We start from the raw sequence: 14487 nt of genomic DNA, 5'->3' as shown, positions 1-14487 counted from the left end.
ATGCGAACGTGCTGCGGGGGGAAGTGTCGAAACGCATCTTTGCCGGCAATAGCAGCACCTACTTCGTCGAACGTGGCGGACAGATACTGAAAGTCATCGTGCAGAACACCGGTGCTGACAAGCTGGCGGAGGGCCAGGAAGTGGTGCTGCGGTGGTCGCCGGAGAGTACCGTCCTGATGGCAGCGAGTTAGTCTAGCGGGCGGCCGTGCTAACGGGACGTTGCGTTACCTCCCCACCTCCTCTGCCCTACCGAACATTCGTCGCTCATCGTGAGCAAAGAAAAAATCCACCGCCAGATATTGGCAGCACTAATTGACTGCGTTGGGTCCAGATCAGGACAAATCCTTTGCCGTGCAGACCGCCGGCTCACTCACATCTCGCACCAAGAAGCCGCCGGTCCACTTTCCGCCCAAACGCGACGTCTGAGTAATGCTTCGGCGATGACCGCTTTTGGCTTTGCTGCTGTTGAGCGACGCCAGCTTTCGCCCAAATCGCCCTCCCCATCATCCCACCACCCTCCCCTGCTCCGCCTCCTCGGCATTCGGATCGCCCGGCGCCGTCGCCCAGGCCAGTTCGACCAGCGTCACCGTCCGCCGGCCAACCCCATCCAGCTGGCAGACGATCAGCCCCTGCTCCTCGATATAGGTCAGCAGGCGCCGGGCGCGGCGCAGCGAGTGCGAGCCATAGGCGCGGGCGATCGCCGCGTCGCTCGGGCAGGGCCACCCCTCCTTGGCCGCGCGGGCGATCATCATGAACACGCCCTGCATATCCTCGGGCAGCAGCGAGGCGCGCGCCGAGACATCTTGCCAGGCGTCATCGTCGGCCATGTCGGAGCCCAGGCCGGCGCGGGCGCGCGTCAGCATGCGGCGGAACGCGGGCAGGTCCGGCACGACCGAGGCGAGGCCCTCTATGCGGCAGCGGACCACGAACTCCTGATAGAGCACGCCGATGACACGGAAGCCCGCGTCGGGTTGCGCCAGCACAGCGCGCAGCACCCGGTCGACACGCTCGCGCCGCTCCGCCAAGTCCTCGGCGCTGATCGGCGGCTCCACCGCTTCGGGGCGGATTTCCAGCGCCGCCGATTTTGCCGCCATCAGCTGATCGAGCAGGTCCGGCGACGACCGGCGCTGCGGCCGGACGGTTTCGGGCGGCGGGGCCGCCAGGATGATCGCGCGCGCGTCCTCCAGTCCCGATTCCGGCAGCGGCATCAGGCGCGGCGTCGCGTTGCGCGGACTTGTATCGGTCGGGCCGATGCGCAAGCCGAGCGGGCGGCGCGACAGCGCCGGGCCGAGCGCCATGAACTGCCCGCGCTCGAGGTCGCGAAAGGCTTCCGCCTGGCGCCGCTCCATGCCGAGCAGGTCGGCGGCGCGCGCCATGTCGATATCGAGAAAGGTCCGGCCCATGAGAAAATTGGAAGCCTCGGCGGCGACGTTCTTGGCAAGCTTGGCCAGCCGCTGGGTGGCGATGATCCCGGCCAGCCCGCGTTTGCGGCCACGGCACATCAGATTGGTCATGGCGCCGAGAGAGAGCTTGCGCGCCTCGTCCGAAACCTCGCCGGCAACCGCCGGCGCGAACAGCTGCGCCTCGTCCACCACCACCAGCATCGGATACCAGTGGTCGCGGGCGACCTCGAAAAGTCCGCCGAGGAAGGCGGCGGCGCGCCGCATCTGGTTCTCGGCGTCGAGCCCCTCGAGATTAAGCACCGTGGAGACGCGGTGGATGCGCGCCCGCTCGCCGGCGCTCTGCAGGCCGCGCTCGGTATGCTCCTCGGCGTCGATCACCAGATGGCCAAAACGGTCGCCCAGTGTCACGAAGTCGCCTTCGGGATCGATGATCGTCTGCTGCACCCAGGGCGCACTCTGCTCCAAGAGCCGGCGCAGCAGGTGGGACTTGCCGGAGCCCGAATTGCCCTGCACCAAAAGGCGCGTCGCCAGCAGTTCTTCAAGATCCAGCGCCGCCGGGGCGCCTGCGCTCGTGTGGCCCATCTCGATCGCAACCGTCATGTCTTCGACTCTCCTTAAGGAGAGGGCTTATCAACCGCATCACAGCCCGTCGAGCGCGCCATGGCCGACGCTCCGTGTTGCGCACAGGCTGGATGCTGCTCACGATCAGGGGATCGCAGAGGATTGGAATGAAACGGGCCGTTTCGATTCGATAAGGAGGCGGTGCGGATGTTTCGCAGCCGTTATCCGGAGGTCGAGTTGGATCTCATCGGGATGAATTCGCCATTGCTGGAAAGAGCACTCGCCGCCAGCGAGATCTACCTCGGCATGCTGCATCCCCGCTCTCGACCCCGGAGCTGATCGTCCATGGCCTGCCCGACGAGCCGCTGGTGCTGGCGTCCGGCAACACACCGGCTTGCGGCTCGCCTTTTACCGCTGTCGTGGTGCCATTCGCGAAACGACGAACAACAAAGCTCTCATAATGACTGTATCGATCACTATTTCTGTCGAACGGAACATCCTGGAAAAACTCTCGTTGGGTTAGATCGCGATCCAGCGATGCAACTCGATGGAGACACTAAGATGATGAAAATTCTCTCTGCATCCCTACTTGCTATCGGCCTGGCCACATCTGCCATGGCACAATCAACCGGTTCGGGAACTGGCGGAACTGGTATGAACGGCAATACCGGCGTCGACACGGGCACCGCCGGCAACAGCGGCAACAACGGGACCAGTACCACTACGCCGAACCAGATCGATCCGAATGCAACGAACGCCACCACGCCGCAGACAAACGGTATGGGGGACCGCTGCAAGGATACGGCAGGCAACGACACCGACAACAACACCCCAAGCGGCGCCATGACGTCGGATATGCAGAACTGCAACAAGTAACGGAGTTTTGCTCAGCGGTCGTTTCAGCCCGCTGCCTGGTCCAGACCGGGCACGGGCTCACCATTTTAGATGGACGGCGAGCCGAGGTCGGCTAGCCATACATTTTGTCTCAGCTAGGTCGGCGACAGATGGCGGCCAGCCCGGGACCGGCGGCCGTTCTGCTGATTTTCGCGGAGAGAACTGGTGGAGCCAATCGGAATCGAACCGACGACCTCTTGAATGCCATTCAAGCGCTCTCCCAACTGAGCTATGGCCCCACTCCGGCAGTTCGCCGGCGCCGTTTCCGGCGAAGAGATCCGGCGCGGGTTCTAGGCCGCGCCATTAGTGCAGGCGGCTTCTAACCCCGCCTTCAGTCAATATCAAGCCTTCAACGACCGCTTTTTCTAGGCGGCGCGGCGAAAGCCGGCGAATGCGGTTCGCTCAGACTTCGTCGTCGTCGTCGCCGACGCCGATCATGTCGGCAACGTCGTCGTCTTCTTCCTCTTCGTCGGCGAGGAATGTGTCATCCTCATCATCGCCAAGGTCGACGTCGTCCTCGTCATCGGCGAGATCGGGAAGCTCGTCGGCCTTCGCGTCCTCGTCCGCCTCTTCGAGCGAGACGACCTCGACGCCCTCTTCCTCCTCGGCGTCCACTTCCTTTTCGGCAACTTCCTCTTCTTCCTCGAGGGCGATCTTGCCTTCTTCGAAATAGGATCGCGGATAGCTCTTGCCCGTATAAGGCGAGACGATCGGGTCCTTGTTCAAGTCATAGAATTTTCGACCCGTCTCCGGGTCGATGCGTTTGGTGCCAAGTTCGGGTTTTGCCACAGCAAGCCTCGTCGATGAAAGTTTGGTCCCCTTAACCAGAGTTTACGGCGCTGTCAAAGCGAAAAGCCGGCGTCCCAAAAAGCGTGAATTCGAAGGCCTTCGTACCAAGGGGATGACCATTTCGGTCCGCCATGATAGGAGACCGCGCAAACCAGAAGAAAATAGCCGGGCGCCGGCGTTTCCAGGAAAGAACCATGTCGCACGCTGCTGCCCCGAAACAGGCCACCGCCCGCAAATCATCTGGCCTTTCAGGTGCGGCACGGGTGCCGGGCGACAAGTCGATCTCGCACCGCTCGTTCATGTTCGGTGGCCTGGCCTCTGGCGAAACCCGCATCACCGGGCTGCTGGAAGGCGAGGACGTAATGCGTACGGGCGCCGCCATGAAGGCGATGGGCGCTCATATCGAGAAGCATGGCACTGAGTGGGTGATCCGCGGCACCGGCAATGGCGCGCTGCTGCAGCCGGAAGGCCCACTCGATTTCGGCAATGCCGGCACGGGCTCCCGCCTCACTATGGGCCTGGTCGGCACCTATGACATGGAGACCACCTTCATCGGCGACGCCTCGCTGTCCGGCCGGCCGATGGGCCGCGTGCTCGAGCCGCTGCGCCAGATGGGCGTGCAGGTGCTGAAGGCGACGCCTGGCGACCGCATGCCGATCACGCTGCACGGGCCTAAGCACGCCGCGCCGATCACCTACCGCGTGCCGATGGCATCGGCACAAGTCAAGTCGGCGGTGCTGCTGGCTGGGCTGAACACGCCGGGCATCACCACCGTCATCGAGCCGGTGATGACGCGCGATCACACAGAAAAGATGCTCAAGGGATTCGGCGCCAATCTGTCGGTCGAGACCGACGAGCGCGGCGTGCGCCACATTTTCATCGAAGGCCAGGGCAAGCTCACCGGGCAGACCATCGCGGTGCCAGGCGACCCCTCCTCGGCGGGCTTTCCACTGGTGGCGGCGCTGATCGTGCCGGGTTCGGACATTACAATCGAAAACGTGCTGATGAACCCGACCCGCACCGGACTTCTGTTGACGCTGCAGGAAATGGGCGCGCGCATCGACATAATCGACCCGCGCAACGAAGGCGGCGAGGATGTCGCCGACCTGCGCGTGCGCTATTCCGAGTTGAAGGGCGTCACCGTGCCGCCCGAACGGGCGCCGACCATGATCGACGAGTATCCGGTGCTTGCCGTGGCGGCCAGCTTCGCCGAGGGCGAAACGCTGATGCTCGGGCTGGAAGAGCTTCGGGTGAAGGAATCCGACCGGCTGTCGGCGGTCGCCAACGGGCTAACGCTCAACGGCGTCGACTGCACCGAGGGCGAGGCCTCGCTTGTCGTGCGTGGAAAGCCGGGCGGCAAGGGATTGGGCCAGCACCCAAATGGACAAGGCACCATCGTCCAGACCCACCTCGACCACCGCATCGCCATGAGTTTTCTGGTGATGGGGTTGGCGACGGAAAAACCTGTGACCATCGACGACCAGGCGATGATTGCTACGAGCTTTCCGGAATTCATGGGGCTGATGAAGGGGCTGGGGGCGGAGATCGAGTGACAGTTGATGGCAATCGTAAACCTTGGAGATTGGGCGCCAACATCCTTCCCTTCGTCATCCTGGGGCGAAGCAAGGAGCGAAGCGACGCGGCGAAGACCCCAGGATCCATGCCGTGACGTCAGAGCATCGCAACGGTTCAGAATTCTGGCCCGCCGCATCCCTCGGTACATGTCACGGCATGGATCCCAGGGTCTCCGCGACGGAGCTTCGCTCCTGCTCCGCCCTGGGATGACGAAGGCGCGAGGGCTGGTCCACTGCCAATGAGCATCCCTTTTACCATCGCCATCGACGGCCCCGCCGGCGCCGGCAAGGGCACGCTCGCCCGCAGGCTGGCCGATCACTATCGGCTGAACCTGCTCGACACCGGCCTTACCTATCGCGCGGTGGCGCATGCGCTGCTCCGGCTCGGCCTGCCGCTCGACAATGTTTCGGCCGCTGAAACCGCGGCCCGGCAGGTCGATCCGGCAAAGCTCGACCGCGCAGTGCTTTCGGCACACGCCGTTGGCGAGGCGGCTTCGAAAGTGGCAGTGATCCCGTCGGTGCGGCGCATCCTGGTAGAGAAACAGCGTGACTTCGCAAGAACACCGCCTGGCGCGGTGCTCGACGGCCGCGACATCGGCACCGTCGTCTGTCCCGATGCCGACGTAAAACTCTATGTCACGGCCAGTGCCGAGGTGCGGGCAAAGCGGCGGCTGGATGAAATCGAGAGCATCGGCGGCACTGCCAATTTTGACGAAATCCTTGCCGATATCGTGCGCCGCGACGAGCGCGACATGGGCCGCGTGGACTCGCCCTTGAAGCCGGCCGTCGACGCGCACTTGCTCGACACGTCGGAAATGGCTATAGAAGCCGCGTTTCTGGCAGCACGGGCGATCATCGACGACGTCCTGGCCAAGAGAAACAAAGCCTGAGCCTGGGTTTTCCTGCCGCCGCCGATTGCCGGCGACAAAAAGAATTCCCATATCGGGCGTGAACCAGCCTGCCAGCATTCTTCATGCGCCGGAATTGCCGCTCAAAGGCGGCCAGGGCTTTTGCCCGGAACGTTGGCAGGCCAACGCAACGCTAACCCACGGCGCCGGCCCTGCGACAGATTGCGGGGCATTCCAGGAGAAACTATGTCAGTTGCAAACCCCACTCGCGATGATTTCGCGAGCCTGCTCGAAGAATCATTTTCCGCCGGCCATTCCGGCGAAGGCCAGGTCGTCAAGGGCATCATCACCGCCATTGAGAAGGACATGGCCATCATCGACGTCGGCCTCAAGGTCGAAGGCCGCGTGCCGCTGAAGGAATTCGGCGTCAAGGGCAAGGATACGACGCTCAAGGTCGGCGACACGGTCGAGGTCTATGTCGAGCGTATCGAGAACGCGCTTGGCGAAGCCATGCTGTCGCGTGAAAAGGCCCGCCGCGAAGAGAGCTGGGTCCGTCTCGAAGAGAAGTTCACCAAGGGCGAACGCGTCGAAGGCGTCATCTTCAACCAGGTCAAGGGCGGCTTCACCGTCGACCTCGACGGCGCCGTGGCCTTCCTGCCGCGCAGCCAGGTCGACATCCGCCCGATCCGCGACGTCTCGCCGCTGATGCACAACCCGCAGCCCTTCGAGATCCTCAAGATGGATCGCCGCCGCGGCAACATCGTGGTGTCGCGCCGCACCGTGCTCGAGGAAAGCCGCGCCGAACAGCGTTCGGAAATCGTGCAGAACCTCGAAGAAGGCCAGGTGGTCGAAGGCGTCGTCAAGAACATCACCGACTATGGTGCGTTCGTCGACCTCGGCGGCATCGACGGCCTGCTGCACGTCACCGACATGGCATGGCGCCGCGTCAACCATCCGACCGAAATCCTCAACATCGGCCAGACGGTCAAGGTGCAGATCATCCGCATCAACCAGGAAACCCACCGCATCTCGCTCGGCATGAAGCAGCTCGAGAGCGATCCGTGGTCCGAGATCGGCACCAAGTTCCCGATCGGCAAGAAGATCAAGGGTACCGTTACCAACATCACCGACTACGGCGCATTCGTCGAGCTGGAGCCGGGCATCGAAGGCCTCATCCACGTTTCGGAAATGTCGTGGACCAAGAAGAACGTGCATCCCGGCAAGATCCTGTCGACAACGCAGGAAGTCGACGTTGTGGTGCTCGAAGTCGATCCGGCCAAGCGCCGTATCTCGCTCGGCCTCAAGCAGACGCTGGAGAACCCGTGGGAGGCCTTCGCGCGCAGCCACCCGGTCGGCAGCCAGGTTGAGGGCGAGGTCAAGAACAAGACGGAGTTCGGCCTGTTTATCGGCCTCGAAGGCGACGTCGACGGTATGGTCCACCTTTCCGACCTCGACTGGACCCGTCCGGGCGAGCAGGTGATCGAGGAGTACAATCGCGGCGACATGGTCAAGGCGCAGGTGCTCGACGTCGACATCGACAAGGAGCGCATCTCGCTCGGCATCAAGCAGTTGGCCAAGGACACGGTCGGCGAAGCCGCGACGTCGGGCGAACTGCGCAAGAACGCAGTCGTCACCTGCGAGGTTATCGGCGTGAAGGATGGCGGTCTGGAAGTGCGGCTGGTCGACAGCGGCATCGAGACCTTCATCAAGCGCTCCGACCTCAGCCGTGACCGCGACGAGCAGCGCCCCGAGCGCTTCACCGTCGGCCAGAAGGTCGACGCCCGCGTCATCGCCTTCGACAAGAAGACCCGCAAACTGCAGGTCTCCATCAAGGCGCTGGAAATCGCCGAAGAGAAGGAAGCGGTCGCCCAATACGGTTCGACCGACTCCGGCGCTTCGCTGGGCGACATCCTTGGCGCCGCGCTGAAGAAGCAGGGCAGCTAAGCCAACACCGCGCTTCGCGCGGGTTATAAACGAAACAAGAGAGCCCCGCCGGAACGATCAGGCGGGGCTTTTGCTTGTGACCTTTGCGACGGACCGCAGGCTCAGGCCCTGCCGTAAAGCGGCACCAGCGTGCCGCTGATGGCCATGTTGGCCGGCGAGGCGAGATAGGCAATGGCCTCGGCGGCCGCTTCAAGGCTGACCCATCTGCTGAAATCTGCGTTCGGCATGTCAGCCCGGTTGGCCGGCGTGTCGAGCGTCGAGGGCGCCACGGCGTTGACCAGAATGCCGTTGCCCTTCAGCTCTTCGGCCATCGCCACGGTCATCGCGGCGACTGCCGCCTTGGCGGCGGCGTAGGCCACCTTGCCGGAGCCGCGCCGCGGATCGAGCCCGGCTCGCGCGGTGACATTGACGATGCGGCCCGGCACGGAAGATTCCAGCATCGAGCGTATCGCCGCGCGGCAGCACAGGAAGGTGGTGCGGGCGTTGGTGTCCATCATCTCGGCGAAGGAGGCGGGCTCGATCTTCTCGACCGGCGCGGCGGTGAAGCCGCCGGCCAGATGCACCGATGCCCATAAATTCGGAACGCTGGCATAGAAGGCGTCGACCTTGGCAGGGTCGGCGAGGTCGACGTTATGCGCCAACCTGACGCGGTCATGCGCCGGGAAGGGGAAATGTGCAGGCGCGGCAGCGTGAGCGTTGGGCACATGGCAGATCGCGCCCTGCTCCAGCAGGTTCCCTACGACCGCGCCGCCAAGGGCACCGGTGCCGCCGGTCACCACGATATGTCTGCCGTCCAGTGTTTCCGTCATATTCGACCGCTCCGTCATTGCGCGCCGCCGATCCGGAAGGTCGCGCCTTTCGCGCGATCACTCAACCGAAATCTCTATGACGTAAGGTCGTCCAGTCGCCCGCGCGCGCCCAAGCGCGTCCGCCAAGCCGCCGGCGCCGGAAATCCGCTCGGCGGCAATGCCGTAGGCTTCGGCCAATTTGCAGAAATCCGGCGGTGCCGGGGAGACGCCGACCGGCTCGACGCCGACGTCGAGCATCGAGGTTTCGATCTCGCGGTAGCCGCGATTGTTCCAGACGGCGAAGATCACCGGCGCCGCAGCGTCGAGCGCGGCGCCCAGTTCCGGCAGGGTGAACTGGAAGCCGCCGTCGCCGGTGAGGCAAACGACCGGCGCCTCAGGCCTGGCAAGGACGGCGCCGATCGCCGCCGCCGGGCCATAGCCGAGCGCGCCGAAGCCGGTGGCCGCGTTGAACCAGCCGCCCGGCCGGTCATGATCGTAATAGAGGTTGGCGGCGTAGACCGGCTGGGTCGAATCGCCGACGATGATCGCGCCAGGCAGCGCATCGCGGATCGTCTCGACGGCGCGCAGTTGCGCCTGCATAGCCGGGCCGATCTCGGCAAAGGCCGCTTGCCGCGTCGCGGCGGCGCGAGCGGCGCCGTCGACCGATTGCGCCTGGCCCGTGCCGAGTTCGGCACCCAGCGCCTCGAGCGCTGCACCGCAATCGGCCTGGATCGAAATCCGGGCCGGCCGGCGGGCAAGCTGGTCGGCGCCGATATCGATGCGGATCAGATTGGCAGGCAGGACAAAACCGCCGTCGCCATAGCCATCATAGTCGGTCGGACCGAATTCGGTGCCGGCGGCAATGACCAGATCGGCGCCGGCCATCAGCGCACGCACCGCCTTCAGGCTGGGGCTGGCCGGCACGCCAAGCGGATGGCGATAGAGCAGGCCGCGCGCATTGGCGGTCTGGACGACCGGCGCTCCCAACCTCTCGGCAAGGCGCTGCAACGGTGCTTCGGCCGCTTTGGCGCCGCCGCCGGCCAGGATAAGCGGCCGGCGGGCGGACGCGCATAGCCTTGCCGCCGCGGCAATCGCCGCCACATCCGGCTCGGGCGGCGCTGAATTCCGCAGCAACGGCACGATGCTGTTGCCAGGCAGGCTCATGACATCGGTCGGGATCTCGATATGCACCGGACCCGGACGCGAGGATGAAAACAGCGCAAAGGCGCGGGCGAGCACGCCGGGCAGCTCGCCGGCGTCGGTGACACGGTGCGAAAACAGCGCCACCTTCTCCATCATGCCGCGCTGGTCTGGCAGTTCATGCAGATGGCCAAGGCCTTTGCCCAGCGTCGGTGTGGCGTTGACGCCCGAGATTACCAGCATCGGCACCGAATCGGCGCGCGCCTGGCCCATGGCGGTGATGGTGTTGGTCAGCCCCGGCCCGGTGATGACGAAGGCGATGCCGGGCCTGCCGCTGGCGCGCGCATAGCCATCAGCCATGAAGCCGGCGCCCTGCTCGTGGCGCGGCGTGACGTGACGGATCTTCGACCGCGCAAGCCCGCGATAGAGCTCGACCGTGTGTACGCCGGGAATGCCGAAGACTATGTCGACGCCGTGCGCTTCGAGCAAGGTGATGAGCGCTTCGCCGATGGTCGTCATTGTCTTAGCACCGGGCGTGTGAGGCAGGTCGGGCCGCCCTCGCAGGCAATGCACAGCGCATCGGCCTCGAATGTCGAGACCGTACAGCCAGCGGCCTGCATGGCAGCCGCCGTCTTCGGAAAACCGGCAACGGCGATAACCTGGCGCGGCGCGGTCGGCAGGACGTTGAGGCTGAGCCCATTCGAGGCGAAGAATTCGTCGGCGTCGCCCTCGACCAGCCGAATGCCGCGTTCGCGCAGCATTTGGTGGAAGGCGACCGGCAGGAGGGGCGCATAGACCAGCGCCAGATCGTCGGCGAGCGGGCTGATCACCGACATCAGGTGCAGGCAGGCCTCCTCGCCTTGCCAGAGCGGCAGGTCGAAGCCGTAGACCTGGATACCCTTGGGCGAAAGCAGGTTGGCGAGCTGCTGGATGCCGAGCTGATTGGTGCGCACGCCGCGGCCGACGGCCAGCGTGTTTGCATCCACCCACACGCAGTCGCCGCCCTCGACCTGGCCGGGAGCCTCGATACGGCCAAGGATGGGGATGCCCATGCGCCCATAGGCTGCCTCGTGCAGGCCTGGCTCGGGCCGGCGCAGCGCCTTGCCCATAGCGAGGATAACCGCGCCGTGGTCGGTCATCAGCGAGGGATCGTGGGTGAAGACCGAATCGGCAAGCCCGTCATCGGCGTCGCTCAGCCATTCGATTTCGGCGCCTGAGACAGAAATCAGCCTGGCCAGCGCATCATGCTGGGCCGCCGCTTTTTGCGGATCGAAGCCGGGGCCATAGTGCCAATCCAGCGCTTCGGCCCGACGCATGGCGCTGGCGGCGGAGCGCATCAGCACGCGCTGCAGCGTCCCGGCCATCGACTGCGACCCGTATGCTTTGACCACTAAATTCTCCTGAAACGCGCCCCTCCTGCCAATAGCCACTCGGCAGGCGGTGATCAATGGTCCAAAAACTGCGGTTGACGGAGGCAAGCGGAACGGTCCATCTTGAGAATCGGAACGCTGTCCAGTGACGGGTAATGGGTAAAAAATTCCAGCAAGGACTGCCTCGGTTGCTCCGCGGGGCGCCGCGACGATGACAGCGCCCGTCACCGCCCTGAAGCATCCGGCGCAGAACGGCGCTGCCGAAGCCATCCACGTCGAGAACCTGCACAAGAATTTCGGCAACCTGCACGTACTGAAGGGCGTTTCGCTGTCGGCGCGCGACGGCGAGGTGATCGCCATCATCGGCGGCTCAGGCTCGGGCAAATCCACGCTGCTGCGCTGCATCAACTGCCTGGAGAACCCGACCAGCGGCATCATCCGCGTCAATGGCGAGCAGATCCGGTTGAAGGCCGACAGCCACGGTCACACCGTGCCCGCCGACCGCAAGCAGATCGAACGCATCCGCTCCAAGCTCGGCATGGTCTTCCAGAATTTCAATCTGTGGAGCCACATGACGTTGATCGAGAACGTCATCGAGGTTCCCGTGCATGTGCTCGGCGTCAGGCGCGATGTGGCGATCGGCGAGGCGGAAAAGCTGCTCGCCCGCGTCGGCCTTGCCGAAAAACGCGACGTCTATCCCGCCTATCTGTCGGGCGGCCAACAACAGCGCGCCGCGATCGCCAGGGCGCTGGCCATCAATCCGCGCGTCATGCTGTTCGATGAGCCGACCTCGGCGCTCGACCCGGAGCTGGTCGGTGAGGTGCTGAAGGTGATCGGCGACCTGGCGCGCGAAGGCCGCACCATGGTGCTGGTCACCCATGAGATGAAGTTTGCCCGCGAGGTCGCGACGCATGTCGTCTACCTCCATAATGGGCTGGTCGAGGAAGAGGGGCCGCCGGAACAGATCTTCGGCGCACCCAGATCCGAAAGACTGAAGCAGTTTCTGCGCAATGTTGGATGACTTGCGAGAAAAGCAGACGGGAACGTCAAAGCAAAAAAACGGGAGAACTGAAAGAAATGAAACCTTTTCTCAAAACGGTGCTCGCGGCCACGCTGATCGCATTGTCGGGTGCATTTTCGGCAAGCGCCGAACAGATCAAGGTGGGATTTTCGCCTGAAGCCTATCCGCCGTTTTACTCGCAGGATGCATCCGGCAAGTGGGGCGGCTGGGAAGTCGACATCGTCAACGCCATCTGCGGCGAAGCCAAGCTGGATTGCGTATTGACGCCAGTCCCATGGGACGGCCTTATCCCGGCGCTTAAAACCAAGAAGATCGATGCAATCATGAATTCGATGTCCATTACCGACGAACGCAAGAAGGAAATCGACTTCTCCGACAAATATTATAACACGCCGACCGCGGTGATCGGCGCCAAGGATCAGAAATTCGATGCGACGCCAGAGGGGCTGAAGGGCAAGATAGTCGGCGTTCAGGCCTCCACGGTGCACGCCGCCTACGCCAAGAAGCACTTCACCGACGCTGCGGAAATCAAGGAATACCAGACGCAGGACGAGGCAAATCAGGATCTCGCCGCCGGCCGGATCGATGCCACCCAGGCCGATTCGATCGCGCTCGACGCATTTTTGAAGTCGGATCAAGGCAAAGCGTGCTGCGACCTCAAGGGTTATGTCGCACCGGACCTGGAAGTGCTCGGGCCTGGCGTCGGCGCCGGCGTACGCCAAGGCGACACCGAGATCAAGGATAAGCTCAATGCCGCAATCAAGGCTATCCGAGCCAATGGCAAGTATGCCGAAATCACCAAGAAGTACTTCGACTTCGACATCTACGGCGACGAGTCGCAGTCCAACTGACGGCAGCGGCATCAAGCCGGGCAGGCCTAGCCGCCATCGTCGCGATGGCACGTCCGGCTTGATACATCATTGGCGCCTCAACCCGGAAGTCCAGGGGGACATAAGCTGAGCGACGTTCTCGCCACCATGTTCGGAGCCAGTTCGCTGGAATTGCTGTCCTTCGAACCGCCGAACGGCAGGGGTCTCAACCTTCTGCACGGGCTGGCAAACTCGGTCGGAATTGCCTTCGGTTCCTTTGGGGTCGGTCTTGTGATCGGCGTCGGCGGCGCCTATGGCAAGCTCTATGGCGGGCCGGTGGTCCGTGACCTGCTGGAAGTTTACACCACAGTGGTCCGCGCCGTGCCCGAGTTGGTCCTGATCCTGCTGCTTTATTTCGCTGGTACCGACCTCATCAACCAGTTGCTTACCGCGCTCGGCTATGCCGCGATCGATATCAACGGGGTTGTCGCCGGCATAGGTGTGCTCGGGGTCGTGCAGGGCGCCTACTCCACCGAAGTCTTGCGCGGCGCGATCCGCGCCATTCCGCAAGGCCAGATCGAAGCCGCCCGGGCGTATGGAATGCCTCCCGGCCTGCTTCTCAGGCGCATAACGCTGCCGGCGATGCTGCCCTTCGCCATTCCGGGGTTGGCAAATCTGTGGCTGATCGCCACCAAGGACACCGCGCTTCTCGCGATCGTCGGCGTTAATGAACTGACCCAAACCACACGGACGGCAGCCGGCGCGACGAAGGCTTATTTCACCTTCTTCATGGCGGCGGGCGCGCTCTATCTCGTCCTGACCCTCGTCTCCAACATCGCTATCGGGCGCGTTGAGCGCTGGGCACGACGCGGCATGCCCTCGATCGCGGGATCGCATTGATGGCCGCCGAAACTCCGGTCATTGACGCCGCCGCACGGGCCTCGCTGTGGATGCAGCCGCACCGCATAGCGCTGATCCTGATCGCGCTGGTTGTCGTAGTGGCATCGATTTTCCTCATGCGCTGGGATTGGCTGCCGGCCTATCTGCCGCTGGCCTTGCAAGGCATATGGCGGACCATCTGGCTGCTTGTGGTAACGTCGGTGCTGGGCATCGCGCTGGCCATTCCCCTCGGCCTTGCGCAGGTGATCGGCCCGCCGATCTTGAGTGTGCCGGCCAAGGTGTTCTGCACGATTATTCGCGGCACGCCGCTGCTGCTCCAGCTCTGGCTGCTCTACTACGGACTGGGTTCGCTGTTTCCGCAATTTCCTTGGATACGCGAGTCGTTCCTCTGGCCCATTCTAAGGCAGGCATGGCCCTACGCCGTTCTTTCTCTGACGATCTCGTAT

Annotated in this window: 14 protein-coding genes and 1 tRNA gene; 9 read left to right on the top strand and 6 right to left on the bottom strand. The window is 63.9% G+C overall.

The features are described from left to right. Positions 1-191: TOBE domain-containing protein (locus NKJ17_RS32560; protein ID WP_352691800.1), on the top strand; the 191-nt coding region annotated here is incomplete at its 5' end. A 312-nt stretch (positions 192-503) separates the two neighbouring features. On the opposite strand, the gene NKJ17_RS32555 is transcribed toward NKJ17_RS32560, so the two are convergent. Then, on the bottom strand, positions 504-2003 hold the full coding sequence (locus NKJ17_RS32555) for a helicase HerA domain-containing protein (RefSeq protein ID WP_352691798.1): 1500 nt from the start codon (positions 2001-2003) through the stop codon (positions 504-506). Positions 2004-2525: 522 nt separating this feature from the next. On the opposite strand from NKJ17_RS32555, the gene NKJ17_RS32550 reads away from it, so the two are divergent. Beyond that, the gene (locus NKJ17_RS32550; RefSeq protein WP_352509788.1) at positions 2526-2840 is read left to right on the top strand and encodes a hypothetical protein; all 315 of its coding nucleotides are present in this window, start codon (positions 2526-2528) and stop codon (positions 2838-2840) included. Between the two features lie 181 nt (positions 2841-3021). Here the strand turns inward: NKJ17_RS32550 and NKJ17_RS32545 are convergent. Continuing rightward, a tRNA-Ala gene (locus NKJ17_RS32545) sits at positions 3022-3097 on the bottom strand. A 163-nt stretch (positions 3098-3260) separates the two neighbouring features. Continuing rightward, positions 3261-3647 (bottom strand): TIGR02300 family protein, encoded by a 387-nt coding sequence (locus tag NKJ17_RS32540; RefSeq protein ID WP_352691797.1) that lies wholly within the window; start codon positions 3645-3647, stop codon positions 3261-3263. Between the two features lie 194 nt (positions 3648-3841). Here NKJ17_RS32540 and aroA point away from each other — a divergent pair, with 194 nt between their 5' ends. The 3 genes from aroA to rpsA all read left to right on the top strand — a co-directional run bounded on the left by aroA (position 3842) and on the right by rpsA (position 8013). Beyond that, complete coding sequence (gene aroA, locus NKJ17_RS32535) at positions 3842-5200, top strand: 3-phosphoshikimate 1-carboxyvinyltransferase (protein WP_352509789.1); 1359 nt, start codon at positions 3842-3844, stop codon at positions 5198-5200. 260 nt (positions 5201-5460) lie between these two features. Beyond that, positions 5461-6111 (top strand): (d)CMP kinase, encoded by a 651-nt coding sequence (cmk, locus tag NKJ17_RS32530; RefSeq protein ID WP_352509790.1) that lies wholly within the window; start codon positions 5461-5463, stop codon positions 6109-6111. A gap of 204 nt (positions 6112-6315) precedes the next feature. Then, entirely contained in the window at positions 6316-8013 is a 1698-nt protein-coding gene (rpsA, locus tag NKJ17_RS32525; protein ID WP_023676278.1) for a 30S ribosomal protein S1, read from the top strand. A gap of 101 nt (positions 8014-8114) precedes the next feature. On the opposite strand, the gene NKJ17_RS32520 is transcribed toward rpsA, so the two are convergent. From NKJ17_RS32520 to NKJ17_RS32510, 3 genes are read right to left on the bottom strand one after another with little or no spacing between them, the layout of a single operon-like run. After that, a complete protein-coding gene (locus tag NKJ17_RS32520) occupies positions 8115-8822 on the bottom strand; it encodes an SDR family NAD(P)-dependent oxidoreductase (RefSeq protein WP_352480696.1) in 708 nt (235 codons plus the stop codon). A gap of 57 nt (positions 8823-8879) precedes the next feature. After that, positions 8880-10460: a 5-guanidino-2-oxopentanoate decarboxylase gene (locus NKJ17_RS32515; RefSeq protein ID WP_352509792.1), complete on the bottom strand. Its 1581-nt coding sequence runs from the start codon at positions 10458-10460 to the stop codon at positions 8880-8882. Then, positions 10457-11305, bottom strand: coding sequence for a dimethylarginine dimethylaminohydrolase family protein (locus tag NKJ17_RS32510; protein WP_352509798.1), 849 nt, complete (start codon positions 11303-11305; stop codon positions 10457-10459). Before NKJ17_RS32510 ends, NKJ17_RS32515 begins: the two co-directional genes overlap by 4 nt. A gap of 217 nt (positions 11306-11522) precedes the next feature. Here NKJ17_RS32510 and NKJ17_RS32505 point away from each other — a divergent pair, with 217 nt between their 5' ends. From NKJ17_RS32505 to NKJ17_RS32490, 4 genes are all read left to right on the top strand, one after another. Then, positions 11523-12332, top strand: a complete 810-nt coding sequence (locus NKJ17_RS32505; RefSeq protein ID WP_352509793.1) for an ABC transporter ATP-binding protein — start codon at positions 11523-11525, stop codon at positions 12330-12332. 56 nt (positions 12333-12388) lie between these two features. Next, positions 12389-13183, top strand: a complete 795-nt coding sequence (locus NKJ17_RS32500; protein WP_352509795.1) for a transporter substrate-binding domain-containing protein — start codon at positions 12389-12391, stop codon at positions 13181-13183. Positions 13184-13309: 126 nt separating this feature from the next. After that, a complete protein-coding gene (locus NKJ17_RS32495; RefSeq protein WP_254816058.1) occupies positions 13310-14041 on the top strand; it encodes an ABC transporter permease in 732 nt (243 codons plus the stop codon). Then, on the top strand, positions 14041-14487 hold a 447-nt coding region (locus NKJ17_RS32490), incomplete at its 3' end, for an ABC transporter permease subunit (protein WP_352691801.1). The genes NKJ17_RS32495 and NKJ17_RS32490, both read left to right, overlap by 1 nt.

The organism is Mesorhizobium sp. M0208 (assembly GCF_040322015.1).
Classification (GTDB): domain Bacteria; phylum Pseudomonadota; class Alphaproteobacteria; order Rhizobiales; family Rhizobiaceae; genus Mesorhizobium.
This window is presented reverse-complemented; position numbering and strand designations above follow the sequence as displayed.

Coding starts and splice junctions, on each gene's coding strand:
- cmk (WP_352509790.1), top strand. CDS start 5,461: ATGAGCATCCCTTTTACCATCGCCATCGACGGCCCCGCCGGCGCCGGC.
- NKJ17_RS32510 (WP_352509798.1), bottom strand. CDS start 11,305: ATGGCCGGGACGCTGCAGCGCGTGCTGATGCGCTCCGCCGCCAGCGCC.
- NKJ17_RS32495 (WP_254816058.1), top strand. CDS start 13,310: ATGTTCGGAGCCAGTTCGCTGGAATTGCTGTCCTTCGAACCGCCGAAC.
- NKJ17_RS32505 (WP_352509793.1), top strand. CDS start 11,523: ATGACAGCGCCCGTCACCGCCCTGAAGCATCCGGCGCAGAACGGCGCT.
- NKJ17_RS32500 (WP_352509795.1), top strand. CDS start 12,389: ATGAAACCTTTTCTCAAAACGGTGCTCGCGGCCACGCTGATCGCATTG.
- rpsA (WP_023676278.1), top strand. CDS start 6,316: ATGTCAGTTGCAAACCCCACTCGCGATGATTTCGCGAGCCTGCTCGAA.
- NKJ17_RS32515 (WP_352509792.1), bottom strand. CDS start 10,460: ATGACGACCATCGGCGAAGCGCTCATCACCTTGCTCGAAGCGCACGGC.
- NKJ17_RS32550 (WP_352509788.1), top strand. CDS start 2,526: ATGATGAAAATTCTCTCTGCATCCCTACTTGCTATCGGCCTGGCCACA.
- aroA (WP_352509789.1), top strand. CDS start 3,842: ATGTCGCACGCTGCTGCCCCGAAACAGGCCACCGCCCGCAAATCATCT.
- NKJ17_RS32520 (WP_352480696.1), bottom strand. CDS start 8,822: ATGACGGAAACACTGGACGGCAGACATATCGTGGTGACCGGCGGCACC.
- NKJ17_RS32555 (WP_352691798.1), bottom strand. CDS start 2,003: ATGACGGTTGCGATCGAGATGGGCCACACGAGCGCAGGCGCCCCGGCG.